This is a genomic window from Paenibacillus crassostreae, from assembly GCF_001857945.1.
In the GTDB taxonomy this organism is placed as follows: domain Bacteria; phylum Bacillota; class Bacilli; order Paenibacillales; family Paenibacillaceae; genus Paenibacillus_AQ; species Paenibacillus_AQ crassostreae.
In genome coordinates this window covers 2,871,785-2,897,385 of the sequence record NZ_CP017770.1, presented here as the reverse complement: position 1 = coordinate 2,897,385, position 25,601 = coordinate 2,871,785, and the positions used below count along the sequence as shown (strand labels likewise).

The window sequence follows — 25,601 nt, the reverse complement described above, 5'->3', positions numbered from 1 at the left end:
CAAATATATCAGAAGACAAGTGAGATTAATAACAGGGTTACAATCTTAATCTTTCCTTTAACATCTGTGATTACTGACATGGTAGAATAAAGGCAACTTAAGATCAATCTATTGCTATCCAAAAGGGGACTATTGATGTGAACGAACCGAACCATTCAGAACTTGATCATATGCTTATTCTAGATCGAATGAATGAGCTAACGGATCCTGATCCGCTTTATTCATTTGCATTGGACGAAATCCTCTGCAAGCATACAGGTAACGGAGGACCAGCAATCTGTCACCTATGGCGTCACCCCCATTCTTTTATTATGGGGCTTCGAGATAGTCGCTTACCCCATGCTAATCAAGGAAGACAGTGGGTAGCATCTCAAGGATACCAAGTGGGTGTCAGGAATTCCGGTGGTGCCGCTGTTCCACTCGACCTTGGTGTCGTTAACATCTCACTAATTATACCTAAGCAAGGTCAAGGAGATATGCATTTCCATCGTGATTTTGAACGGATGTATCGTCTGATTCAGACTGCGCTACTACATACAGGTTCTCAAGTAGATAAAGGAGAAATTCAAGGCGCTTATTGCCCCGGTGACTTCGATTTAAGTATCGCAGGGCGCAAATTCTGCGGTATTGCCCAACGTAGGCAAGCTCATGCCTATATCGTACAGGCATTTGTCATTGTTGATGGTACAGGGCAAGATCGAGCACAACTTGTACAAGGCTTCTATGAGCGTGCAGCCTTTGATGCCGACTCTTCTCAATATCCAATAGTAACGGACGGCAGTACGGCAAGTCTAGTTGAACTAACGGCTATGGGTAAAGAGCCAATCACCAATTTTACCGAAGCTGTGAAACGTGTCATTCGAGAACAACAGATCTCACTAAATTGTTCATCGAACGTAGAAGACGTCTATTTGCCTACGACAGCTGATATTCTAGAAATGGCATCCACATTACGGCATCGCTATGATATAGATATATAAATACACACGCACAGAAGAAGGGCTTCCGTATTCGGAAGCCCTTCTTCTGTGTAATCATCGTTTTTGTAAACAATAATCTAATTTAGTTGTGCCCCGTACCGCAACATTCATTGCTTTAAGGTTTATCGAAATAGTCAACCGCAATGGCATGTTCAATAAGACGCTGGAAGAAACCCTCATCCGGTACTTGACACGCTACATTTAATTTCTGTAAATAGTCGGTTGTTTGAGGACAAGCAAATCTATAAATGGAGTTCTTAGCCCCATCTCCTTCAAGCTGGGCCATAGCCAACTCCAATCCAGTCTGTTCCTTCGGCTGACTACTGTCGAACAGCCATGATTCGTACTGTTCCCAGTCCAAAAGGGTTATATCATATCCGTATTTGTGGAAGGATTCAATCATCTCTTCATACGGAATCTGCACAGGATTACAAATATGAAACATCTTACCTACGGTATCGTCACTTAGAGCTAACGCGGTAATCGCTTGTCCCGCATAGTTAATCGGTGTCAAGTCAACTTGCCAACGGACCTGAGGAGCTTTTTTCAAAAGTAACATCGCTTTGAGCATTCGATAAAATGCATTATTGTTTATGTTATTCTGAAATGCGCCCGTCTCAGAATGACAGGACAGGTTCCCGACACGATATACCGTTGCCGCAACGCCTTCCTCTTCGCAAGTTCTAACGACTAATTTCTCCGCTTCCAGCTTACTATTGGTATATACATTCTCAATACTCACGGAATAATCGTAAGCATCCTGCTCAGCAAACGTATTCCATTGGTCACTTAATGCTAAATCTTCTGGTATTCCTAGAGTAGACACAAAGTGAAAGCGAACATGTTCTTTCCCTCTAGCGAATGAAAGCAATCGATTCGTGCTCTCTACATTAACTCTAGCGAAATACTCAGCATCGCCAAAATGCTTCACTTCAGCTGCACAATGGATGATCGAATCAATCTTATCCTGTAATAATGCCGCGACCTCATCAATCAATCCTAGGTTTTCTTTCTCCAAATCCCCCTGAATAGCAATAACTCTACCTTCAAGCTTCGAACCGATGCTGTCCCCAAAGTAATTCTTCATAATTCCTACAAGACGTTGGTAAGGATCATCATTACCTGAAGAACGCACTAAACAGTACACGGTTGCTTCAGATCTCTGAATTAGTTCATATAGAAGATGTGAACCCAAATATCCCGTAGCACCTGTTAATAGGACATGTTTATTACTGTATACCTTTACGTCACTAGAAGAATGCGTTCCGAACGATTTCGGAAATTCCTCTAGATTTTGCATGTCCGTACTGTCAGCAATATTGTTCTGGATGACAATCGTGTTCTGTAGGTCAACCACTCTCTCTGCCAATTTTGCGATGGTAGGAAATGCGAAGAAATCATTAATTTTTAATTGTGGGTACTGTGGTTTTAGAATAACAAGAATCTCTAAAATCTTCAGAGAATGCCCTCCAACTTCAAAGAAATCATCATGTATACCAATATGAGTACGATTTATCGCCTTCTCCCACGCTTCGGAGATCGTCTGCTCTAATTCATTACGGGGAGCTACATAATCGGCGTTCTCCTCTACGGTTACCTCTACTTCATAACGTGCAAGTTGTTTACGGTCGATCTTAGCCGTAGGCGATACAGGCATTTCCGCTAGGTAGTAGAAATGACTTGGCACCATATAAGATGGCACCTTTTTATTCAAATACTGGACAAGCTCACTTTTAGCTATCGCTTCCCCATTCTTCGTTGTATAGAAGGCAACCAGATACTTTGTTCCATCTGCTTCTGCCTTAGCAATGATTGCTGTTTCTTTGATGTTCTCGTGTTTAATTAGATTTTCTTCAATTTCACCGATCTCAATTCGATAGCCTCGAATCTTAACCTGAAAATCTTTTCTACTCACGTATTGAATTCCGTTTTCTTGTAGCATAACCATATCCCCAGAACGGTAATATCGCTTGCCTGAATTCGGATAAATAGGATCCGAGATGAATACTTCATTCGTCTTTTCCTGTAAGTTCAAATACCCTTTAGCAATACCCACAGAACTAATCAACATTTCACCCATCACATTCAGTGGACAAGGTTGATTATTCTCGTTCACAATCAGTACCTCATAGTTTGTGAGAGGTTTACCAATAGGAATGCTAGATACATCTTCTGCGACGATATAATCAATGATATGGCCCGTTGTTAATGCTGTGACCTCCGTTGGACCATACACGTTTTGAATCATAATATTCTTATCCAGCTTCTTCTGTAATACTCGAACGGACTCACCAGATAACGCCTCACCACCCACAACGAGACTCTTGATCACGCTGTACTTCAATGCATCTTCCTTACTTAGATGAGCAGACAATTGATTGAAGAATACGGTTGGTAAGAGACAGAGACGCGTTGCTTTCACTTCTTCAATAGCTGCGGTAAATGATTCTATCGAGAAGCGCTGTTCATTATTCAAGATATGCAACCTAGCTCCGCTACACAGTGAACTGTACATGTCATAAACCGATGCATCGAAGCTGAATGTAGAATACTGCAACATAATATCATCTTCATTAAACTGGAGATCTTCCTTGGTTCCCAAGGCAAGGTTCACAACGCCAGCATGTGCGATCATAGCTCCTTTAGGCTTGCCTGTAGAACCGGATGTATAGATAACATAAGCCATATCTTCAGGATCATGAATGACATCTACGGAGCTATCGGGATACACATCTAACTGCTTGTCCAGACAAAAAATAGACACTTCCGAATGATTATCACTTAACAGTTCTTGTAATTTCGATGTAAAATTCTCTTTGGTTATAACGATGTGGGACTGAGTGTCTGTAATAATGTATGAATTCCGATCATCTGGATGCTCCGGATCAAGAGGAATATACGCCCCTCCAGCCTTTAGTACACCCAACATACTTACAATGGCATCCATGCTTCTCTCCATGAAGATAGCAACAAATTCACCTTTAGTAACACCCTTTTGCACCAACATGTGAGCCACTTGATTCGATAAACGATCCAATTGACTGTAGGTTAGACTCCCCTCATCCGAGGAAAGCGCAACATGATTAGAATATTTCTCCACTGCTGACGCAAACATTGCTGGGATCGTTAACATCTCAGACCATTCTTTGTTTGTACTATTGAGCTCAGCATATGCGTTCATATCTTCTTCAGTTAAGATCGGAATACTTCCGATGGAAACCGTGTTATTGGCTAACGTTGCTTTTACAATGTACTCGAAGTGCCGTGAAAATTTAAGAATAGTGCTTTCTTTGAATAAGTTCTTATGATAGGTGATATGAGTAATCCATACGCCGGCATTTTCACGAACAATCCAATTTAGATCGCTATCCTTGACCGTATCATCTTCACCATAGATAGTCCTCATAATGGATGATTGCCCTGTCAATTGTTCAATTTCGGATAATGGGGCACTAACCTCATAGGCAGTGTTTAATTTCTCCGTAATTTGGTTACATAGCTGCTGAAATGAAATATCGCCTTCCCATATCACTCGAAGTGGTATTACATTCCCTATTGCATCATTTACTCCAACAATTAAATCTCTTTCCCCCGTCATTCTGTACAGAAATACAAAGTAACAACTAAGCATCCACACGCTCATATCACCTAGATGCTTAAGTTTAATCGTTTCATCAGAGTTTATTTCAAGTTTTAATGTCGTTTTCTGAACCTCTCTGGAAGTCAAATGCTTGGGAAAATCTGTATACATGTCTAATGCTGACAAAGGAGTCTGAAGCTCTCTTACCCAGTAATCTTTCTTAGTTTCACTATTTAGTATGGCTTTCAACATCTTCAGCTCCTTATTATCTCTCTATAAGTTCGGTAACCCCCAAACAATCTTCAAATGCGATATGTCTATACTAAACTTTCAATTGAATAACTAATTCTTCAAGCTTAGTCGAGATTTGACTCAAATGCTCTGCCGTGTTCACAATTTTATTAGAAGATTCACGTTGTTCATGGGTACTTGATTTGATCTCTTCCGAGACTTCGGCATTTCTCTCTGCCATGACCGCAAGCTGTTTAATAGAAGCTGTAATTTGTTCCGTCTCCGCTACCATTTCTTCTGTTGCAGCTGATACTTCCTGAATTTGACTTGTAACCGATTCTGTAGCCGATTGTATCGTTGCAAATAACTTACCTGTTTCTTGAACAATCTCGATTCCGACTTCAACATTATGTTCGCCTTCATTGATCGCATCGACTGCGACTTGAGTCTCCATTTGGATGTATCGGATTAACTCCGTTATTTGTTCTGCTGATTTTTTTGATTCTTCAGATAGCTTCTTAACCTCATTCGCAACAACCGCGAATCCTCTACCCTCTTCTCCAGCTCTAGCTGCCTCGATACTAGCATTTAGAGATAGCAATTGTGTTTGCGTAGCAATCTGAGTAATCACCTGAACAATATCTCCAATCTGTCCCGAACGTTTCTGCAGCTGTTCCATCGAACTCACTGAGTTGAGTACCGATTTATGAATAGCATCCATTTGCTTCATAACCCGTTCAACATTCTCGCTACCTTGTTCGGAATGATCTCTCATATCCATTGACGTATCAGACAACTGATTGGTACTTCCTGCAATCGTATTAACCCCTGATGATATTTCTTCAAGTGAAGTTACACTCTCTATGATTGACTTACTTTGTTGAGACGCTTGATCAGATATCTCTTCAATATTCGTGGTAATCTCCATTGAAATATGTTGATTATCTTCCAACGTAGCGAATAATTCTTTGGATTGGTCTGCCGATTGTATAGATATTGATTTAATCGTCGTAACCAAGCGATTAATATTCACTGCAGTCGTATTAAATTTCTCCGCTACTTGACCCAATTCATCCTTGCTTGTTGCAAGTTGTACATTGAAATCTCCATTACTTAATTTCTCCAACGCCTTGATCAAATGTTGCACCGGTGCGAAGGTTCGCTTCGTAATGAAATATTGTAGTGTTATCATTACAAGTAGGGTCACCAGCAAAGCTAGCGACGTATATTTCAACAATTCTTGCTTTCCGTGCTTAATTAAGCTAGCATCGACATCTATACCCATATAGGCATAGATAGTACCTTCGGCATCCTGGTATGGAGTTAGAACGGTTACCCATGTACCGTAATCATCGTCATACGGTTTGGTAAACGCCATTTCTTTGGTCTCTAGCATTTCTCTAACACCATCTGCATGAATTTCAGGTTGCGGGTACATTGCTCCGAGTTCTAGTCCATCTTGTGCAAGCATGTCCATGGTCTCATCTGAAAAAGCGATGATTGATGTTTCATTACCATTTGTTAGTTCAGGACCAAATAAATACCCTTGAGCTACGTTAGGATGTTGAACAGGCAATTCCGCAAATACTTCTGCCATTTTTCTCTGGATCGGAGATTGACGATCTTTATTCGCCTTCGCTTCGGACGCCTCTTCCATTGTAACCTTTTTCTCCCAGGCTTCCATAATTTTCCTTGAATCCGACTCCAATTGGTTCGTTAGAACCTGTCCTTGGATATAATAGCTTGCTGCAATTAATATAATTCCAGACGAAATAATAAATAAACTTGTCCATAACATGTTTTTGACGACAATACTTTTATTATTAATAATCCCTTTAAATATTTGTGGCATCTTCATCATATATCTCCTCTTTGTCTTCATAGTATGGTGCTCTTCATTATGTAATTCCTACTAGCCTTTTACATTTACAATAAAATCTCGATCACTCTCTTATCCATTAGTCCGCATTGGATTAGGCATGGAACAAAAAAGGATGTTCCACAAAAACTGACAAAGCAGCTGTAGATCATCCATTTTGCTGCAACTGGCTGACTTCCCCTTAGGAATTAGTCCCTATAGCTTTGCGTCACTACTTTTCAGTAGTTTTGCCCTATTAAGATATGAAATCGATAATTTTATTCGACAATAAACAACAATGAGACTCATTCTACTACTAATTTGTAAATATATCCATCATTTTTTCATGTAACACGACTATTTTTTTGTCGAATTATATAATTTATTGATCAAAACACCTAATTTACGTACAAAAAAATAGGACCTTAAAATTATATAAGATCTCATTTAAGCCCCTGAAGAACTATTTTATCACAGCAATACTCTCCCAATGATGTATTTACATCCTTCTGCTGTTAACACCTATACATCCTTAGTACTCCCCTTGTCTACCCGCTTAAATTTCACCTTGTGCCATTTAGGTCTTCTAGTATATTAGTAATGGTATAACCAGCATTCATACCTCTTGATGCTATTGCCAATGACTTGGGTAGCAATTGACGTTATACTTGAGACAGGGCTTTGTTTGTTGTGTAAGGGAGGGATGTATATGGCTAAGGCAAAAGTTGCAAAAAGGCCTACGCGGGATGAGTTTGAATTGGAAGAGCTAGGAAATCAATTGGTCGAAGCAACATACGAGGACAGTGAAATTATGCTAACCGTTTGGGGACGAGAAGAACAGGTAAGAGGTGTCATCATGACCTTGGATTCACGAACTCGACTAGTGCATATCCAGAATGATATAGAAGTAATAAGAGTACCCTTTCTAGACATTATGAAAGTGGACTATCCTAGAGATTAATAAAAATCAAAAAATCGATAAGAACAATACATCATATTGTCCCTATCGATTTTTTTTCATTTCTCTTATATTCCAACCTTTAGAATAATTCCATGCTTAGGTAACGTTCTCCTGTATCAGGAGCTATACATACAACTCGTTTGCCTGTTCCTAATTTCTTTGCTACTTGGATCGCCGCGAACACAGATGCACCCGAGGAAGGCCCTACAAGAATCCCCTCTAGTCTAGCTAGATCCTTCATCATCCCAATCGCATCGACATCTGAAATCTGAATAATCTCATTATATACACTTGTATTTAGGATGGCCGGTACAAAACCTGGACTCGTTCCTACTAATTTATGCGAACCCGGTTGTCCACCCGATAGAACGGGAGATCCTTGAGGTTCTACCACAGCGATATAAATGTGTGGCAGATGCTGGCGCAACGTTTCACCTGTACCTGTAATGGTACCCCCTGTGCCTGCAGTAGCTACAAATGCATCCAATTGATTATTCATTTGATCCAATATCTCTGGGGCTGTCGTGACACGATGAATATCTGGATTAGCAGCATTCTCGAATTGTTGTGGAATGAATCCCCCAGGAATAGCTTCCCTAAGTTCCAATGCTTTGGCGATCGCACCAGGCATTCTTTCACTACTAGGTGTTAGAACAACCTCTGCACCGTAAGCTTTTAGAATATTGATTCGTTCCTTGGACATATTATCGGGCATAACAAGAATAGCTCTATATCCTTTGGCAGCAGCTATCATAGCTAATCCAATCCCTGTATTCCCACTGGTAGGTTCAATAATAGTACCTCCAGGAGAGAGTTTTCCACTTTTCTCCGCTGTGTCAATCAGGTTAAATGCCGCTCGATCTTTAACACTTCCTGAAGGATTGAACATTTCCAACTTCACATATACTTCTGCCGCTCCTTCGGGAACCACACGATACAATCGGACGATCGGTGTCTGTCCTATAAGTTCTACTACACTTTGTACAATTGACATATATTTTTCAATCTCCTTTATGTATTTCAATATTCATATTAGTGATCATATCATTAAAAAGAAACGGAACCATCCTATCTAGGGTGGTTCCGTTTCTGCAATGAATATGTTCTATTCTATTATTGAGCTGAACCGAATTGGATCCAAGCTTTTTGAATTTCATCTACAGTTTGATCTTTCGTTGAGCTTTTACCGATATAGGCTTGCATCAATTCTCCGAACTTCTGATGGAATGTGTCTAGGGAATAGTTTATTGCTAAATCACCTGATTTATTCGTCTGAAGAATCTCATCCATTTGCTTAGGCATATCAAGTTCTGGAAGCGGAGCATCTTTGATCGGAGGAATTACCTTAGCAACTTCCGAGAACCATGATACACCATAATCTGAAGTATAGAGCCAATTAAAGAATTCTATTGTTTCATCTGCTACTTCTGAATCTTTGTAAATACGTAGCGCCTGATCAGATCCTGTAATAATCAATGATTGTTCAGCCTTCTCACTTACTGGATACCCCATAATACCGAATTCAGCGTCTGGGCTAATCTTCTTAATGGCTTCTTCATCCCATGCACCTTTACCTGTCAAAAATGCAGCTTCACCTGTAGCAAAGTCACTGATTTGAGCATTGCTGTCGCGTTCAAGTGGCTTATCTGTCCCGTGTTCCACAGTTAGATCAACAAATTTAAAGAAGCTATCGTATAGAACAGGATACTCGTTAAATGTTGTTTCACCTGCAATAAATTTGTTCACCAATTCTTGAGAAGTGATACCTGCATCCTCAGCAGCAGCATTTACGAAATGCTGGAATACATGTTTCCATACCCACCATTCTTTGTATGCATTTGCAAATGGTGTAATCCCTTTAGCTTCAAGTTTAATAATGGCATCTTCAAGTTCAGCTATTGTCTTAGGAACTTCTGTAATTCCTGCATCATTTAACAATGTTTTATTGTAAATGAGTGTGAATAAATTACCTTTGATAGGAAATCCGAGTACTTTACCATCTAATGATGTCATATTCTTGCGTACAGCATCTGTCATTGCTGCAGCAAGAGGCTCGTTGGTCAAGTCAGCACTATAATCTGCAAAGGTATCAATATCTCCACCAGCTGTCGTTTGAAATACATCCGGTGTACTACCTGCAGCAATTCTTGATTTAAGTACAGTATTGTAGTCGGCTTGCATAATTTCTAGATTAATCGTTACGTTAGGCTTTACCTTTTTGTACTCTTCAATATAGGCATTGAATGCTTCCGTATATTCTGGAGAAGCGGTGAACATGTTAATTTCAACTGGTTCCGATGAAGCCCCTTCTCCTGCATTGTTAGGTGAATCGGTATTCGTCTTATTGTTGCCATTTCCGCCACATGCTGCTAGCAGACCTACCATTAACACAAGACTAACCGTTAATGCTAACCATCGTTTCATCATAGATACGCCCCCGTCTTCTTTTATTTGCTATTGTGCTCTCGAGATCTATTCTAAAGAAAAAGGATGGGATAAGTAATGTAGATAAGTGAAATGATCAGGGTAAAAAAGTAATTTGATATTCTGAAGTTCACTATTATCCTTGCCATATTTGCATCCGGTATTCGGTTGGTGATATTGAATAATAATTACGAAAAGCCTTACTGAAGTAGTTCTTATCTTTGTAACCTAGCATCTCTGAAATCTCCAGAATCTTTAGGTTTGATTCTAGGAGAAGCTCTTTGGCCTTATCCATCCTAACTTTCTGCACATATTCATGAATGCCGTATCCATATTGTTGCTTAAATAGCTTCATAATATATTCTCTACTCAAAAAATACTTCTCTGTAAACGAGGATACTTTGAAATCTTCGAAATAATGACCGTCGATATAGTCTTTAATATCCTTGGGATCGAATATCGAATGAGTGGACGTAGATTTGCGAATGACGGCATTATAGTATTCGAGAATTTCAATTAGCAACGATGAAAACTGTTCAAAGTCCGCTATGTCTGCTACTATTCCCACCTTCCTCAAGTCGAATACTCCACCACGAGGTAGCTTTTCTGAAGAAACACCTAACTCTATTGCTTTATCATTGAGTAAAATTACAAATTCGTGGATCATCCGATCAGTATCCCCTAGGTTAAAATGACCCAGACCCTTCACCTTCTGTATAAATTCTTCAATAAAACTCCGAGCCTGATTCAGATTTCCAGCTTCTAAGGCATTACAGATAAATGGCATCCTCACCATGATGGATTGAATGTCCCTCGTCTCTGTTATATGACCCCAATTAGTTATAACCACTTCGTTAGGATCCAATAAATTAATAGTGCGAATTGCAGCTTGCCCCGATTCATAAGAGCCTGCTATATCCAATATATTTCCACAAGGTTTACCCATACCAACCAAGATCTTTATCCCAAATAGATCCTTTAGATTTGAAGCTATTTGCTTCATTAGATATGTGAATTGAAAAGACAATTCCTCCAAACTCCCACTATCCTTCGTACATATAGCAATCATCTCGCGTTCTTCCTTAGGATTGGAGAAGCTAAAAGTCTGAAGATCATTGCCTGTCAATTCACTAATAATATTATCCACGGCGAAATGGAGTAAGTTAGTATCGCTTTTAAATCGACTTATTCTTATGCTTTCTAAGTTTAGAATACGTATTACAGCAACACCAAATTTATGATCTGGATTAACCACCCCTATTAAGGGCAGAAGTGTCTCATTCGCATACTTTTTATAGCTTTTATCAATAAGCGACTGGTATATTTTTTCCTTCAACTTCGGCAAAGACATATTTAGTTTAATATTATTTGCAATGAACTCGCTCTTTTGTTCCCTCTTAGCTTCTAGTTGACCTACTGCTTTATATAGCGCCTGACTCAAATCCGCACGATTTACTGGCTTCAGTAAATAATCGGTCACCTTAGATCGAATGGCTTGACGTGCATATTCAAAATTATTGTAACCACTAATCACTATCGTTAATAATTCAGGATGTTGCTGCTCGACCACTTGGAGAAACTCCACTCCATCCATCTCAGGCATCTTCATATCCACAATGGCAATGTCAATCTTACAATCGTTCAGTATCTCTAGAGCAGTCTCCCCATCCGTAGCCTCCATAATTTGATTAATTCCCAATCCATCCCAATCTCCGAGAATACGAATGGCTTCACGTACAGGTTCTTCATCATCAATAATTAGAATGTTATACATTGTTGTTGCCTCCTAGCGGGATTAACATGTGCATTTCAGTTCCTAATGAATCTGTCCTTATCTCAAGATCAGCTTCTTCACCGTATAAAAGTTTTAGACGAGAATATAAATTTTTGAGACCAATATTCTCCTCGCCCCAATCTTCTCCATCTGCACTGAAGGATCTCAGAACTTCCTGTAATCGTTCAACTGACATTCCTGGTCCATTATCCTTCACGCTAATAACCGTATGAGTACTAGTCACGTTTGCTTGAATGATAATTAAAATTTGATTGGACACTTTCTCCACGGCATGTTTAACGGAATTCTCAACTAAGGATTGCACCGATAGTTTAGGAATTTGCAAATTTCTCAGATCCTCATCCCATTCAAACTTCACTTGTATCCTATCTCCGAACCTTGCCTTCTGTATCAATAAATAATTCTCGATATGTCTAAGCTCTTCTGTTGCTATAACGATATCTTTACCACTGATGCAGTATCTCAATGTTAGCGCTAATGCATCAACCATTTCAACAATATCAAGATGGTCACTCTTTAATGCCTTCGTTGAGATTGCTTGCAATGCATTATAAAGAAAATGTGGGTTAATCTGCGCTTCTAACGCTCTCAGAAGTGCATTTTTCTCCACTAATTTCATCTTATAGCGTTCATTAATCAACTCATTCGTTCGCTTAACCATGTCATTAAAGTGTCGATTTAAATAAGCAATTTCATCTTGGCCACGTACTTGTGCTACTGCATCGAATGTACCCGAACTGAATAGCTCCATTTGTCTAGATAGCTTCTTCAAGGGCTTAGTGATAGCATTTGCAGTCCATGTAACTAGAATAATGGCTACGATTAAAAACAAGAAACCAATAAAGTAACTCACGTTACGTGTTGTAGTCGCAGCTTCATATAGCATTCGGAGTGGTATTGGTTTAATCAGCTTCCAACCTATTTGCTCTCCAACATTATATACAACAAGATAACGATTCCCACCCACAGTCCAAGTTATACGTTCTCCTTCACCATTCGCGGTGGTATTTATAAACTCCTCATTCTGTGTTACTTCATAAAATCCAAGGTCATCTAAATAAAAAGGTCTATTGTTGGTATCTAACAACAATAGATGTTCTCCTTGGGTAAATGGAATATCCTTCACGATGTTCTCCATAGTAGATGAGTTAAGGCTAAATGAGATTACCGCTTGAGGTTCCCGTGATGCAATGGATCTTAATACACGGTGATATGCCATGAACGTAGAATCCGTATTGCCTTGGTATATTTCCTCTGTTTCGTCTGGTATAACGAAGGATTGAAACAACTGATTCTGCTTGTCCGTCATCAACTGCTTGTACCAAGACTGATTTATAATATCTGGATCTTCGATGACTCTTATACTAATATTATAGGCTTCTCTCGAGATATAATAATATTTATGTTCATCCACCAAATATAAATAAATCGCTTCCATATCCACCCGTGAGAAAAATAAATTTCGCAAATAATCCTCCAAGAACATTCGCGACGAGTAATCATCTGCTTCATTCTGGATAGCATTCATGATTTCATCATATTGAATCTGAGGTAATGACAGCTGTTCGATACCTTCTAAATATTCCTCCAGCTTCTGATTCACCAACAGCAATGTATTGTTAGTACTCGCGATACTATTATTCACAGACTCCTTCCGAATCATTTGATAAGAGATCAAGGTTAGAGATGTGACTATAAGTATAATAATCGACGTAAATAGCAAAATAAGCTTATTCACTAATCTTTTTGAGATTCTGTTAGTGAATTTAGTATGGATTTTCAAAATTTTTCTCATAATAAACCAATACACCTTCCCATCTAATACAGTTCACTTTTTTACCCCTAACTGTTTTCATATCTCTATTCTTGAAGTCCAACCCCGATCTTATAATGAATATATCCTAAAAGATCTGATTGTGTATTGATTATAGTTCAGACCAAAGAGAAGGGAAAGAGGTGCGTTATGAAGAAACTTGGAAGAAAGTGGACAGAGAAACTGGAGTTCGGAGCTTTTACTATTCCTGTTCTTTTATGTATTATAACTATTTTCTATATTCCATTTGCAATGACTATTCGATACTCGTTGATGAAGTGGAACGGTATTTCTAAAAACCCAACGTTTATTGGATTAGACAATTTCAAACAAATATTCAGTGGTGACACCAACTTTACGAATGCAGCTTTGTTTACTATTAAATATGCGATTCTCTACATTGTTATTGTCAATGTACTCGCTATTCTACTGGCTCTCGTTCTGGATATGAAGCTTAGAAGTACTACTTGGTTACGAACAGCATTTTTTATCCCTTATATCTTAAGTTTAGTCATTGTCGGTTTTATTTGGAAATTCATTTTTATGCAAGGATTCGAATCCCTTGGAGATAGTACGGGATGGGCGATCTTTGATCTCAGTTGGCTTGGAGAACCAGGACTTGCCTTTGTATCTATACTTGCAGTTTCAATATGGCAATCTATCGGATTTTACTTGGTGATATATATCGCTGGGCTACAATCTGTACCAGAGGATTTGAAGGAGGCCGCTACCGTCGATGGGGCTGGACCGATCAGAAAGTTCTTTAGTATCACACTTCCATTATTAGCTCCTTCCATTACAATCTCTGTCTTTATGGCATTGACGAATTCAATCAAGGTCTTCGACGTAATTCTCTCCTTAACAGGGGGCGGTCCTGGAGGGACAACGTATAGTATCGCTTATGACATTTATCGCGACACCTTCCAGAATAACCTCTATGGTTACGGAACAGCTAAGGCATTGATTCTCTTTGTAGCCGTGCTGATTATTACTGTCATTCAACTGGCATTCTTTAAGAGTAAGGAGGTTGAAGCATAATGAGAAGCAAACATACACCTAAACGATTAATCTTAGAGATTGTAATGGTTATCGTATCTCTATTGTTCTTGTATCCTTTATTTCTAACGATTATCAACTCGTTCAAGAGCTTCTCTGAGGTCATGACTGACGTTATTGCACTTCCAAAATCGTTTACTCTTGAGAACTATACGTACGTATGGAAGTACATCAATTATCCACGACTATTCACGAATAACTTGATTATTACAGTGGTAGGACTAGCAGGTATTATACTTGTTGCTTCCATCGGTTCCTATAAGCTAGCTAGAACAAAATCAAGAATGAGTAATTTCATTTACATGTTATGTATTATTCCAATACTCATCCCTTTTCAATCCATTATGCTCACCGTGTTACAGGTGGCTAAACAATTACATCTTTCCAATAGTACCTGGGGGCTTGGCATACTCTATTGGGGATTTGGTGCTCCACTAGCTCTATTTATTTATCACGGTTTCGTGAAAGGAATTCCTAGAGAAATTGACGAAAGTGCAACTATAGATGGAGCCTCAGGGTTTCGATTGTTCTTCTCTGTCATTTTCCCACTCCTTAAGCCTGTCACAGCTACCATTGTCATTATCGATGTGATGTGGATCTGGAACGATTTCTTGCTCCCATTGCTCATGGTCAATGGTTCACCTTCAACGAAGACACTGACACTTGCTGCTTATACCTTCGTTGGGCAATATACATCTGACTGGCAATATGCGATGACAGCTATGGTGATGGCTGTGTTGCCTTCGATCATTGTGTTTATCTTCTTACAGAAGTACATTGTAAAAGGTGTTGTGTCTGGGGCTGTAAAAGGTTAGTCACATAACCTGAACAATATTTATTGAAAAAAACAAAGCCCTACTCTCTCACATATAATGAGGAAGTAGGGCTTTCGGGTATTTATAACGACTCATCTTCTATCGGGAAGTCTGTGACCTTTTCCAGCTACGAAAGAATAATCCTAGCGAAATTCGTGCGCAAACAAGTGAAATAGCTAAAAATAACAATGCCCAGAATACCGCTGGAACGGGTGTCCACTTCGCTAGGTTGGTAGCATCTCCTGCACTCTTACCTAGTAGAGAATTAATCACAAGAAACAACGGTCCTAGTACAGATTCTTCTAATGTTAGGAATGCCAACAATCCATAGTAAATATTCCGCAGCATAGAAGGTAAGTACAACATGATCATATTTAGGATAATGAACCCAACCAACCAGATCACACCGTATCCCTGATGTACAAAGAATACAATCATTAGTAGTGCAATGATCGTTAGCATCACCAATCCCCACTTCTGACGTCGCTTATTCATCCAATGGAACAGCAATAGCGCGATAAATGAAGCAATAATATAACCAGCCAGCCCCGTAAGAACAGCACTCCATGTAGAGGTTATTGTAGAATAAGTCACACCACTATGATCAGCATTCAATTCAATGGATAGTACACGTCCAGATGTTAACAATGTTACTACCGCATGAGCAAATTCATGAATCATCGTATCCATCGTTCGGAACAAATAGCTCATTGGAATAAAGCGTGTCAAGATGGCCGAGCCGAGCAGTATAACAATTGTCTTCAGCCATTTATTCATAGCATGCTCCCTTTCCGCAACCACACTTTAGTCTCATCTTTCATTGTAATAGTAGTGAGCACCAGGTTCAACATTCATTCATATATTTCAAAGTAAAGAGCCACTAACACAAGGGATCCTCCCATGTATTAACGGCTCTTTGATTATTATATACCTAGGAGAATCAATTTCATAATTACGCATATCTATTCAGATGAAACTATTAAGTTGCATAGCTGATTATGAAATTGATTCCAACTAACTGAATTCATTATTCGATTCCAGCAATCCATTCATTCACTTTTGCTTCATTCGCAGCAATCCATTTCTGTGCAGCTTCTTGCTCCGTCATTCCTCCAGCAATATCAATCATAACCATCTCCATATCAGCTGGTGTCCATTCAAATTGATCTAGGAATTGATAAGCAGCAGGTTGATCTTCTTTCAGACCTAAACGTACAAGTGTATGAATCTGCTCACTTCCACCAAATATACCTTTAGAGTCATCTAAGTATTTCAGATCCATATCAGCGAACATCCAATGAGGAGTCCATCCCGTCACAACAATAGGTTCTTGATTAGCGTAAGCATCTTGAAGTACCTTAACCATTGCGGCCGAAGAACTCTCTAATAAATTCCAATCTTTTAATCCATAATCTACGATAGCTGTCTCCGCTTGCGTCATAATACCCGCTCCTGGTTCAATTCCTGTAATGGTGTGGTCCAATGTTTCCCCTACATCCGCTTTCGCTAGATCCTCAATTGATGTTATATCCATATAACTAGGTACGACCAATCCATTCTTGGTTCCGTCTAGATTCACTCCAAGATCCTCGAATTTGTCTTTATTCGGTTCATAGTAGTTCTCACCATGAGTACTTGGTAACCATGCAGCTACCATCGCATCTGCACTTCCATCTGCAATACCTATGTACATAGGCCCAGCATCTACCTGTAGCATTTCAACTTTGTAATTCAATTTACTTTCCAATACTTCCTTAACTACATTCGTACTGGCAATTTCAGAATCCCAAGCTACATATGCTAGTGTGAGTTCTTTATCCTTATTAGCTTCTGTTGCGTTCCCATTGTTGCCTGCTGGTTCATTTCCATTACCATTCGTAGAACAACCTGCAAGTACCAAAGTTATCGCTATAAATGCCATTAATAATATATTTATTTTCTTCTTCATCATATTACAATCACTCCTTCTTTTTTCTCTTAGCTAATTTTTGTGTCATTCGATCTAACATAATGGCTAGTACAACCACTGCTAGACCCGCTTCCGTTCCAACTCCTGTTTTCGCTTGTGTCACTGCTCTATATACATCAGCACCAACGCCTTGCGCACCAATCATGGAGGCAATAACTACCATTGATAGCGATAACATAATCGTCTGGTTAATTCCGGCCATAATCGTTGGAACCGCAATAGGCAGTTGAACTTTAATTAATTTCTGCATCGGTGTAGAACCAAAGGCATCTGCTGCCTCTACTAAATCTTCAGGAACCTGACGGATCCCTAAATTCGTTAATCGAATCGTAGGTGGGATAGAGAATATAACCGAAGCTACAACACCAGGTACAACACCTAGTGAGAAGAACGCAACGGCAGGTAATAGATATACAAATGCAGGCATCGTCTGCATGAAATCTAGTACAGGTGTAATCACATTCTGGACTTTCTTATTTCCTGCACAGAGGATACCAATCGGTACACCCAATACAATCGAAATAAATGAAGCCGTTAATACCAGAGCAAGCGTATCCATCGTATGTTCCCAGTAACCTAGATTAAGAACAAGAAGTAAACCGATTAGTGTGAACACACCCATTTTCATTCTGCCAATCCAGAACGCTAGAAGGGTAAATAACACAATCATTACAAGTGGAGGTAAGAAATTAAATCCATCCGCTAAACCATTAACTACACTACCCACAACAAGCTTGACGAAATCAAAAAATGGTTCGAAGTTAGTCTCTAGCCAGCTTTCTAGTCCTTCTACCCATTCACCAATAGGAATTTTGGGTACATTCATTGAGGACCACCTTCTTCCGTTTCATTGTTCCCACTCAATGCTGCAAGGACAGCTCCTCTGATCACGATACCCACTAATCTTTTGCGGTCATCAATTACGGCTACAGGGATTTTGGTGCTACTCACAACGTCAAATAACTCTACTAGCAGTACATCAGGGGATACAATCGGTGTATCACGAATAATAATACTCTCTAATGATTGTCCCATCCTAACAGCTGTCACTGCATCCTCCGCTGTCACAACTCCAAGCAACTGACGGGTCTTATCTACAACATAGAGATTGGAGATACTTCGCTCACGCATAAGCTGTAACGCAACTCTTGGCCCGCGGTCCATTGCAATCGTTTCTGCGCGAATCATCACATGTGCTGCTGTAAGTACTTTGGATAAATCTACATTCTCCACGAATCTCTCCACATAATCATTAGCTGGACTCATTAAGATTTCCTCTGGTGATCCAATCTGCACGATTGCCCCATCTTTCATCAATGCAATTCGATCCCCAATACGTAATGCCTCATCTAAATCATGTGTAATAAAAATAATGGTCTTCTTCATATTGGCTTGTAGCTCTAATAACTCATCCTGCATATCTTTACGTATCAAGGGATCCAATGCACTGAAAGCTTCATCCATCAATAAGATCTCCGGGTCGTTAGCTAAGCCACGTGCAAGACCAACTCGCTGTTGCATCCCACCGCTTAACTCATCTGGACGTTTATCCTCTAGACCACCCAATCCAACTAGAGCTAATGACTCTTTGGCTTTCGTACGTCGTTCTTCTTTTCCAACACCTTGTACCTCTAGTCCATATTCCACATTCTCTAATATGGTGCGATGCGGGAATAATGCAAATTTCTGAAAAATCATACTTATTGACTTACGTCTTATTCCCCGCAATTCTTCTTTACTCATTCGGACAATGTCCTTACCATGGATAAGTACTTGTCCCGCTGTCGGCTCAATCAGACGATTCAACAATCTAACTACCGTTGATTTCCCGCTACCCGACAGACCCATAATAACGAAAATTTCACCAGGTTCTATGGAAAAATTGACCCGATTCACACCTACAGTTAATTTGGTTTCCTTTGCAATACGCTCTTTAGACCAGCCTTGATCCATTAAGGAGAAAGCTCTTCTCGGATCATTTCCGAACACCTTAGTCAATCCTTTGACCTCTATTATTGCCATTATGACTCCCCCTTTCTTAATCATTGAAACAAATTTTGGCACTTTTATAGTGTAAACCCCAAGAAATATAGGGTCAAAACGCAAAACACTTCGTAACGTACGTACAGTTATTACTATACGAACTTTACCAACCGTATTCTCTGTCTAGCTTACAAATCCTTCATAGCTTCATTCTTTACTTTTCAACATCTTTTTTCTACAATGAATGCTGTAGATATTGTTTCCGCTTTAAGCAGGCGTTATTCTAAGGGAGAGTACAACATGACAACATATGATGGATTAAATGAAGAACAAATAAAAGTGATCGAGAAATCACGCCAACGCGTTGTAGATTCTATAGGAACGAATATGGATCTTTATGGGGTCACCATGTCCATTGGTCATTTGTACGGCAATATGTACTTTCATGATGGTCCAGTTACACTAGATCAGATGGGACAAGAAATGGGCATGAGCAAAACTAGTATGAGTACAGGCATGCGTACATTAGTAGATCTCAAAATGATTAATAAGGTATGGGGCAAAGGATCTCGAAAGGATCTATATGAGGTAGAGAGAGACTGGCACCAGAACTTTACAGATTACTTCTCAATCAAATGGCGTAAATCAATGGAAATGAATATTAATTCTTTACACAAATCGTTAGCTGAAATCAAGAAGTTACGTGAAGAATACAGCGATCAAGATGCTGTAGTTGCCCATGTCGACATGGATATCGAAAAAATGAATCACGCTGTTCATTATTACAGATGGTTAGGTCACTTTATAGATGCTTTAGAAACTGGGAAAATATATGACTGGATTCCAAAAGTAGAAGAATAACGATTTATCGACCCGAATAACAAAGAAACCACAAATACCGTCCTTCATATAGGGCGGTATTCATAGTTTCGAGCGAATCATGAGACTCTTATGAAAATTTGTTATAACTAACAAACTCACCTACTGGTTTACGATATCCACGTGGTCTTTGACTACTTGTATCTTCTTTACCAATCGTGATCATCAACGCTGATACATACGTGTCTGGAATATTCAATAATGAACGAATCTCCTTGGGATCGTAGGCCGTCATCGGGCATGTATCCCAACCTCTTTCCTTCGCAGCTAGCATGAACAGCATTGCAGATATGCTTGCACCCCGAATAGCGTCTTCTTGAATAAACGTTTCCCCTTTACCTTCATAGAACGAAGCCACTTCTTCTGATGTCGCATCATATTCCTGTTTACTCATAATACCTAAGTTAAGTAGCCCCTCATTGATTCTTCCTGCGTCCTTATAGGCATCCTTCTTCCCTAGGACTAGAATGACAGCAGAGGCTGTTTTTATTTTAAATTGCTTATTAGCTGCTAAATATATACTTTCCATGATCTCTGGGTCTTTCACCACAACATAATGGGCCTGTTGCAGATTAAATGCGGAGGGTGCGTATTTTACAAGGGAGAATATTTCTTCCAACTCTTTATCGGGTATCTCCACACCTGCGATAAATTTATTGGCAGATCTACGATCTTTTACGATTGAAGTGAAATCACTCATTGTTTGTTCCTCCTAATTTCATAAAAAGCCTTCATTAGAATTATCTTTAATTAAAGATACTCTAAAATAGTGGATTCGTCAACCTGTTTTCTCACTACATCAATGCACTTCATTTCATTCGATCGAATAAATACCATGACCATTGGGGTAACCTCTATCCTATTGATACTAATTGTACTTAATCATAAGTAACGTCTTTTGCCCATGTCACTTTTTAGAAGGAGATTTCAAATCATGAAACGCAATCAAACGATGATGCAGTTCTTCGAATGGCATATCGAAGCAGATGGATCCCATTGGAACCGCCTAAGAGATATTACGCCGGAGTTAAAGGCTGCTGGCATAACCACAATCTGGATTCCACCGGTTACCAAAGCCCTATCCAGCAACGATACCGGTTATGGCGTTTATGATCTCTATGATCTGGGAGAATTCGATCAAAAGGGGGCAATCCGAACCAAATATGGTACGAAGCAGGAACTCATTAATGCTATTGTATCTTGCCACGAACAGGGTCTTCTGGTTTATGTAGATCTCGTCATGAATCATAAAGCGGGTGCGGATGAAAAGGAGACCTTTCAAGTCATCGAGGTAGCTGGCAACAATCGCACACAAGATATATCGAAGCCTTTCGATATTGAAGGATGGACTAAATTCACATTTCCAGGGCGTGGCAATCAATATTCTTCATTCAAATGGAACTATGATCATTTCAACGGTACAGACTATGATGCCCGTAACAATCGAAGTGGTGTATTCCGCATCATCGGTGAGAACAAACATTGGAATGAACATGTTGCCCATGAATTTGGTAATTATGATTACTTAATGTTCGCGGATATTGACTACAATCACCCTCAAGTGAGAGAAGAAATGATCTCATGGGGTAAGTGGCTCACTTCAACATTATCTTGTAATGGTTACCGGTTAGATGCTATCAAACATATCAACCATGACTTCATTAAAGAATTCGCAAAGGCCATGGTCCATGAACATGGAGAGGACTTCTATATCGTCGGTGAATTTTGGAACTCCAATCTATCAGAATGTCAACAATTTCTGAATACGATTGACTATACGATGGATCTATTCGACGTATCCCTTCACTACAAATTGCAAGCTGCATCGCATGGTGGGAAGTCATATAATCTCGCTACTATTTTTGACGATACACTTGTCCATTCCCATCCCATGAACGCTGTAACTTTTGTTGATAACCATGACTCTCAACCCCATGAATCCCTAGAATCCTGGGTCCAAGATTGGTTCAAGCAAAGTGCGTATGCTCTTATATTACTAAGAAAGGATGGTTTTCCTGTCGTCTTCTACGGTGACTATTATGGGATTGGTGGAAAGGAACCACTTCAGGGGAAACGCATGGCCATCGACCCATTGCTTTATACACGTTACCATAAGGCTTACGGTGAACAGCAAGATTATTTCGATCACCCCAACACCATTGGTTGGGTTCGTAGAGGCATACCCGAAATAGCCGGTTCAGGATGTGCCGTTGTCATATCTAACAGCGATCAAGGTGAAAAGCGGATGTATGTAGGAGAACATCATGCAGGAGCAAAATGGATCGATTATACCCAGAATAGAAAAGACGAAATCACCATTGCACAAGATGGCTTCGCAACCTTCCCAGTCATGGGTGGTAGTGTCTCCGTATGGGCAGGTCCGAAGGAAAGTCACGGATAACATTAATAACAAAGACACTAGACCATACAATCTCTAGTGTCTTAGCAACGATATGAAGTCAAGCCTTTCTTTGAACTGGAATCCATACCTCACATTTAGAATCTATTTGGTGATTGTCCATCCCGTTCTACTTCTTCAGCACAGCAACCGTAAAGTTAATCGCCTCTAGAACCTCTTTGACAAAGGGGATATTCTCCTTCTCCCATTCCGCAGGGCTGTCCATTCCGTATTCATCAACATACTCCAATAATTGAGATGCAGCCGCGTGCAGAGATGCGCCTTTCAACGCCGATTTCCCTCGTAACACTTGAACCGCAATCTTCATGGCTTTAGATGTATCCTTGATAAAGGGATACTCGTCCCGCTCCCAAGCCTTCGCATTGTCCATATCATAGACAGATATCCATTTCTCAATTAACTGTGCAGCTCTTGTTACATCCATTTGACTCATATGTTGGCACTCCATTCTTATCGTCTATTGTATTTCAAAATTATCCTAATACTTCCTCTCATCTTATCACGCCACACCTACACATTTCGTACTTTTTTTTGCTTTTATTAGCTTTTACAGATATGGTTGAAGATATGATACGTTAATGAAAAGGATGGGAAGTTATTGAACACAGATAAAATGACACCAACATTTATATATACATTTGCAGCTAGCCAAGATGAACACTCTTTGTGGGGATTAGAAATGCGTTCCCTATTCGGACAAGAAACCGACTCTTTCATTATGAAAAGCGATCTAAATATAGACCCCAATCGCAGTCCCTTTATCAAGGAACAGATTGAGGTCATGTATGAAGGAGCGAACATGGCAGATATTCTGAAGCAAGTAGAAGACATCGTATTACATGAGGAGACATTCAAAGTTATTTTCGTGAAAATCAACGACCTCTCAGAAGAGGATAAAATACCTTATGAAGATAGACGTCTTATGGAGAGAGACTTGGGACTACATATCGATGCTGAAGCGGATGTACATAACCCTGATCATGTGTTCGGGTTCGTCACCTTAGGTGGACGCTGGTATTTCGGAAAGTATCGTACTAATGATGCCGTATGGTTGCTCCATATGAAGAAGCCTCGTAATTATTCCATTGCACTCGGAACACGTCTAGCTAGAGCTGTCGCTAACATTGCTGTTCCTAATCCGATTGGCGTTCAAGCGATAGATCCCTGCTGTGGTATTGGAACTGTATTGGTAGAGGCACTCTCCATGGGGATCAACATTGTTGGGCGTGATATCAACCCACAAATTGTCCAAGGAGCTAGGCAGAACATTGCTCACTTCGGGTACACTAGCGAAGTTACCTTCGGGGATATCTCCGATATCAATGAATCTTACGATGTAGCTATTCTCGATATGCCTTATAATCTATTCTCGACAACAACGCCAGAGGAACAGTTATCGCTCCTCCGGCATGCTCGTCGAATCGCAAATAAAGTCATTGTGATCACAATTGAAACAATCGATGACATGATAACAGAGGCTGGGTTTGTTATTACGGATCGTTGTACCGCTAACAAAAGATCGTTCGCTAGACAAGTCATCGTTTGTTCATAACATGTCTCTTCCTAGTCTTTCCACCAAACAGACTTCGGATAGCTCGATGATCCAATCCATACCGTTTCCCCAATTCTCGGTGTTGCGATGGCAACATTCCGCTCTTGAGCAGCTTTCAATGCACGTTCTATGGGATCAGTCCAGTCATGTAATGCCAAGCTGAATGCCCCCCAATGGATGGGAATCATGAGCTTTCCTTTAACATCAACCTGTGCCTGAACCGTTTGTTCGGGCATCATATGAATCCCGGACCAGCGTTCATCATATTGACCACATTCCATCAATGTAATATCAAAGGGACCATATAAATCTCCGATTTCCTTGAAATGCGGACCATAACCTGAATCACCACTGAAAAAGATCCTTGTCGATTGCCCATCGATTACCCAGGAACACCACAACGTGGTATCGCTATCCATCAATCTTCTTCCTGAGAAATGCCTTGCAGGTGTACTCACCAACGTGAGTCCCTCAAAGCTCACCTTATCCCACCAATTAAGCTCTGTAATCTTCTCCGTGCTTACGCCCCATCTTTCTAAATGAGCACCTACACCAAGTGGGACAAAGAAGTGTTTCACTTTGCCTTTCAATTGCATAATCGAACCATAATCGAGATGATCATAATGATCATGTGATAGCAGAATTGCATCTATTTGTGGTAATTCTTCGATCTCAATAGGTAGTTTTTTACTATATCGTTTACCGCCAAAGAGTGGAAATGGTGATGGTGCCCTTCCTAACATCGGGTCTAACAGCAATGTCAGTCCCTTCACTTCCACTAACAATGCCGAATGTCCAAACCATGTAATCTGAGCCTCTTGTAACCCTTTCTTTCTTATATGTTGTAAAGACTCTACCGGTAATGGCTCACGAGGTTTGCCTTGAGGATTTCCCTTGATAAAATCTCTTAGGATAGAAATTGTCCCTTTGAAGCTTCGATCCACCGTATTCGGAATTTGATTGACGAACTTACCTTTAGAGTAATTAGCAGGCTGACTTACTTTATGACGTATTCGTACAGAGGAATTCCCACCAAATGTAGGGTAATATTTCATAACACAGTAAACTAAAGCCATAATCACAATTAGGCTACACAATATAATTACAACAACCTCCATGCCCATCCACCTCAGCTTTCTTCATTTCAATCAGCTATTATATAGCTCAGTCATCATTGTTTTACGCATTCGTTCCACCTATATCAGTATAATGGATGATCTAGTAGTAATAAGTCAATTGTGATCGCTTTGTATGTAAAATTTATAGCCCTAACTCTAACCATTACA

At 39.8% G+C, this 25,601-nt stretch carries 20 protein-coding genes and 1 riboswitch; of the genes, 7 read left to right on the top strand and 13 right to left on the bottom strand.

Features of this window, described 5'->3' with window-relative positions:
- Window positions 1–137: 137 nt before the first annotated feature.
- Window positions 138–980, top strand: coding sequence for a lipoate--protein ligase family protein (locus LPB68_RS13315; protein ID WP_332455203.1), 843 nt, complete (start codon window positions 138–140; stop codon window positions 978–980).
- A 115-nt stretch (window positions 981–1,095) separates the two neighbouring features.
- Here LPB68_RS13315 and LPB68_RS13310 read toward each other — a convergent pair whose 3' ends face one another.
- Both LPB68_RS13310 and LPB68_RS13305 read right to left on the bottom strand, forming a co-directional pair.
- Window positions 1,096–4,812, bottom strand: coding sequence for a non-ribosomal peptide synthetase family protein (locus LPB68_RS13310; RefSeq protein WP_068660430.1), 3,717 nt, complete (start codon window positions 4,810–4,812; stop codon window positions 1,096–1,098).
- Between the two features lie 70 nt (window positions 4,813–4,882).
- On the bottom strand, window positions 4,883–6,652 hold the full coding sequence (locus tag LPB68_RS13305; protein ID WP_232510284.1) for a methyl-accepting chemotaxis protein: 1,770 nt from the start codon (window positions 6,650–6,652) through the stop codon (window positions 4,883–4,885).
- 176 nt (window positions 6,653–6,828) lie between these two features.
- Window positions 6,829–6,912: riboswitch (cyclic di-GMP riboswitch) on the bottom strand.
- A 446-nt stretch (window positions 6,913–7,358) separates the two neighbouring features.
- On the opposite strand from LPB68_RS13305, the gene LPB68_RS13300 reads away from it, so the two are divergent.
- Window positions 7,359–7,610 carry a YolD-like family protein gene (locus LPB68_RS13300; RefSeq protein WP_068660432.1) on the top strand — a complete coding sequence of 84 codons (252 nt, stop codon included), beginning with the start codon at window positions 7,359–7,361 and terminating at the stop codon, window positions 7,608–7,610.
- 79 nt (window positions 7,611–7,689) lie between these two features.
- Here the strand turns inward: LPB68_RS13300 and cysK are convergent, their stop codons facing one another.
- The 4 genes from cysK to LPB68_RS13280 all read right to left on the bottom strand — a co-directional run bounded on the left by cysK (window position 7,690) and on the right by LPB68_RS13280 (window position 13,624).
- Window positions 7,690–8,604, bottom strand: a complete 915-nt coding sequence (cysK, locus tag LPB68_RS13295) for a cysteine synthase A (protein ID WP_068660434.1) — start codon at window positions 8,602–8,604, stop codon at window positions 7,690–7,692.
- Between the two features lie 119 nt (window positions 8,605–8,723).
- A complete protein-coding gene (locus LPB68_RS13290) occupies window positions 8,724–10,037 on the bottom strand; it encodes an ABC transporter substrate-binding protein (protein ID WP_068660435.1) in 1,314 nt (437 codons plus the stop codon).
- A gap of 133 nt (window positions 10,038–10,170) precedes the next feature.
- Complete coding sequence (locus LPB68_RS13285) at window positions 10,171–11,808, bottom strand: response regulator transcription factor (protein ID WP_068660437.1); 1,638 nt, start codon at window positions 11,806–11,808, stop codon at window positions 10,171–10,173.
- Complete coding sequence (locus LPB68_RS13280; protein WP_068660439.1) at window positions 11,801–13,624, bottom strand: cache domain-containing sensor histidine kinase; 1,824 nt, start codon at window positions 13,622–13,624, stop codon at window positions 11,801–11,803. The genes LPB68_RS13285 and LPB68_RS13280 overlap by 8 nt, the downstream gene beginning before the upstream one ends.
- 168 nt (window positions 13,625–13,792) lie before the next feature.
- Here LPB68_RS13280 and LPB68_RS13275 point away from each other — a divergent pair, with 168 nt between their 5' ends.
- On the top strand, window positions 13,793–14,680 hold the full coding sequence (locus tag LPB68_RS13275) for a carbohydrate ABC transporter permease (RefSeq protein WP_068660441.1): 888 nt from the start codon (window positions 13,793–13,795) through the stop codon (window positions 14,678–14,680).
- Window positions 14,680–15,513 carry a carbohydrate ABC transporter permease gene (locus LPB68_RS13270; protein WP_068660443.1) on the top strand — a complete coding sequence of 278 codons (834 nt, stop codon included), beginning with the start codon at window positions 14,680–14,682 and terminating at the stop codon, window positions 15,511–15,513. Before LPB68_RS13275 ends, LPB68_RS13270 begins: the two co-directional genes overlap by 1 nt.
- A 99-nt stretch (window positions 15,514–15,612) precedes the next feature.
- On the opposite strand, the gene LPB68_RS13265 is transcribed toward LPB68_RS13270, so the two are convergent.
- From LPB68_RS13265 to LPB68_RS13250, 4 genes are all read right to left on the bottom strand, one after another.
- On the bottom strand, window positions 15,613–16,290 hold the full coding sequence (locus LPB68_RS13265) for a M50 family metallopeptidase (protein WP_068660951.1): 678 nt from the start codon (window positions 16,288–16,290) through the stop codon (window positions 15,613–15,615).
- 250 nt (window positions 16,291–16,540) lie between these two features.
- The gene (locus tag LPB68_RS13260; protein WP_332455205.1) at window positions 16,541–17,464 is read right to left on the bottom strand and encodes a glycine betaine ABC transporter substrate-binding protein; all 924 of its coding nucleotides are present in this window, start codon (window positions 17,462–17,464) and stop codon (window positions 16,541–16,543) included.
- A 7-nt stretch (window positions 17,465–17,471) separates the two neighbouring features.
- A complete protein-coding gene (locus LPB68_RS13255) occupies window positions 17,472–18,308 on the bottom strand; it encodes an ABC transporter permease (RefSeq protein WP_068660444.1) in 837 nt (278 codons plus the stop codon).
- Complete coding sequence (locus tag LPB68_RS13250) at window positions 18,305–19,504, bottom strand: quaternary amine ABC transporter ATP-binding protein (RefSeq protein ID WP_068660446.1); 1,200 nt, start codon at window positions 19,502–19,504, stop codon at window positions 18,305–18,307. Before LPB68_RS13250 ends, LPB68_RS13255 begins: the two co-directional genes overlap by 4 nt.
- Window positions 19,505–19,765: 261 nt before the next feature.
- Here LPB68_RS13250 and LPB68_RS13245 point away from each other — a divergent pair, with 261 nt between their 5' ends.
- Window positions 19,766–20,326, top strand: coding sequence for a GbsR/MarR family transcriptional regulator (locus LPB68_RS13245; protein ID WP_068660448.1), 561 nt, complete (start codon window positions 19,766–19,768; stop codon window positions 20,324–20,326).
- A gap of 88 nt (window positions 20,327–20,414) precedes the next feature.
- On the opposite strand, the gene LPB68_RS13240 is transcribed toward LPB68_RS13245, so the two are convergent.
- Window positions 20,415–21,044: a nitroreductase family protein gene (locus tag LPB68_RS13240; protein WP_068660449.1), complete on the bottom strand. Its 630-nt coding sequence runs from the start codon at window positions 21,042–21,044 to the stop codon at window positions 20,415–20,417.
- A 234-nt stretch (window positions 21,045–21,278) separates the two neighbouring features.
- Here LPB68_RS13240 and LPB68_RS13235 point away from each other — a divergent pair, with 234 nt between their 5' ends.
- Window positions 21,279–22,745 carry an alpha-amylase gene (locus LPB68_RS13235; protein ID WP_068660451.1) on the top strand — a complete coding sequence of 489 codons (1,467 nt, stop codon included), beginning with the start codon at window positions 21,279–21,281 and terminating at the stop codon, window positions 22,743–22,745.
- 127 nt (window positions 22,746–22,872) lie between these two features.
- On the opposite strand, the gene LPB68_RS13230 is transcribed toward LPB68_RS13235, so the two are convergent.
- A complete protein-coding gene (locus LPB68_RS13230; protein ID WP_068660453.1) occupies window positions 22,873–23,196 on the bottom strand; it encodes a hypothetical protein in 324 nt (107 codons plus the stop codon).
- 165 nt (window positions 23,197–23,361) lie between these two features.
- Here LPB68_RS13230 and LPB68_RS13225 point away from each other — a divergent pair, with 165 nt between their 5' ends.
- Window positions 23,362–24,315, top strand: a complete 954-nt coding sequence (locus tag LPB68_RS13225) for a TRM11 family SAM-dependent methyltransferase (protein ID WP_232510285.1) — start codon at window positions 23,362–23,364, stop codon at window positions 24,313–24,315.
- An 11-nt stretch (window positions 24,316–24,326) separates the two neighbouring features.
- Here the strand turns inward: LPB68_RS13225 and LPB68_RS13220 are convergent, their stop codons facing one another.
- A complete protein-coding gene (locus LPB68_RS13220; RefSeq protein WP_068660455.1) occupies window positions 24,327–25,433 on the bottom strand; it encodes an MBL fold metallo-hydrolase in 1,107 nt (368 codons plus the stop codon).
- Window positions 25,434–25,601: the final 168 nt, after the last annotated feature.

Coding starts and splice junctions, on each gene's coding strand:
- LPB68_RS13310 (WP_068660430.1), bottom strand. CDS start 4,812: ATGTTGAAAGCCATACTAAATAGTGAAACTAAGAAAGATTACTGGGTA.
- LPB68_RS13305 (WP_232510284.1), bottom strand. CDS start 6,652: ATGATGAAGATGCCACAAATATTTAAAGGGATTATTAATAATAAAAGT.
- LPB68_RS13300 (WP_068660432.1), top strand. CDS start 7,359: ATGGCTAAGGCAAAAGTTGCAAAAAGGCCTACGCGGGATGAGTTTGAA.
- cysK (WP_068660434.1), bottom strand. CDS start 8,604: ATGTCAATTGTACAAAGTGTAGTAGAACTTATAGGACAGACACCGATC.
- LPB68_RS13290 (WP_068660435.1), bottom strand. CDS start 10,037: ATGATGAAACGATGGTTAGCATTAACGGTTAGTCTTGTGTTAATGGTA.
- LPB68_RS13285 (WP_068660437.1), bottom strand. CDS start 11,808: ATGTATAACATTCTAATTATTGATGATGAAGAACCTGTACGTGAAGCC.
- LPB68_RS13280 (WP_068660439.1), bottom strand. CDS start 13,624: ATGAGAAAAATTTTGAAAATCCATACTAAATTCACTAACAGAATCTCA.
- LPB68_RS13275 (WP_068660441.1), top strand. CDS start 13,793: ATGAAGAAACTTGGAAGAAAGTGGACAGAGAAACTGGAGTTCGGAGCT.
- LPB68_RS13270 (WP_068660443.1), top strand. CDS start 14,680: ATGAGAAGCAAACATACACCTAAACGATTAATCTTAGAGATTGTAATG.
- LPB68_RS13265 (WP_068660951.1), bottom strand. CDS start 16,290: ATGAATAAATGGCTGAAGACAATTGTTATACTGCTCGGCTCGGCCATC.
- LPB68_RS13260 (WP_332455205.1), bottom strand. CDS start 17,464: ATGATGAAGAAGAAAATAAATATATTATTAATGGCATTTATAGCGATA.
- LPB68_RS13255 (WP_068660444.1), bottom strand. CDS start 18,308: ATGAATGTACCCAAAATTCCTATTGGTGAATGGGTAGAAGGACTAGAA.
- LPB68_RS13250 (WP_068660446.1), bottom strand. CDS start 19,504: ATGGCAATAATAGAGGTCAAAGGATTGACTAAGGTGTTCGGAAATGAT.
- LPB68_RS13245 (WP_068660448.1), top strand. CDS start 19,766: ATGACAACATATGATGGATTAAATGAAGAACAAATAAAAGTGATCGAG.
- LPB68_RS13240 (WP_068660449.1), bottom strand. CDS start 21,044: ATGAGTGATTTCACTTCAATCGTAAAAGATCGTAGATCTGCCAATAAA.
- LPB68_RS13235 (WP_068660451.1), top strand. CDS start 21,279: ATGAAACGCAATCAAACGATGATGCAGTTCTTCGAATGGCATATCGAA.
- LPB68_RS13230 (WP_068660453.1), bottom strand. CDS start 23,196: ATGAGTCAAATGGATGTAACAAGAGCTGCACAGTTAATTGAGAAATGG.
- LPB68_RS13220 (WP_068660455.1), bottom strand. CDS start 25,433: ATGGAGGTTGTTGTAATTATATTGTGTAGCCTAATTGTGATTATGGCT.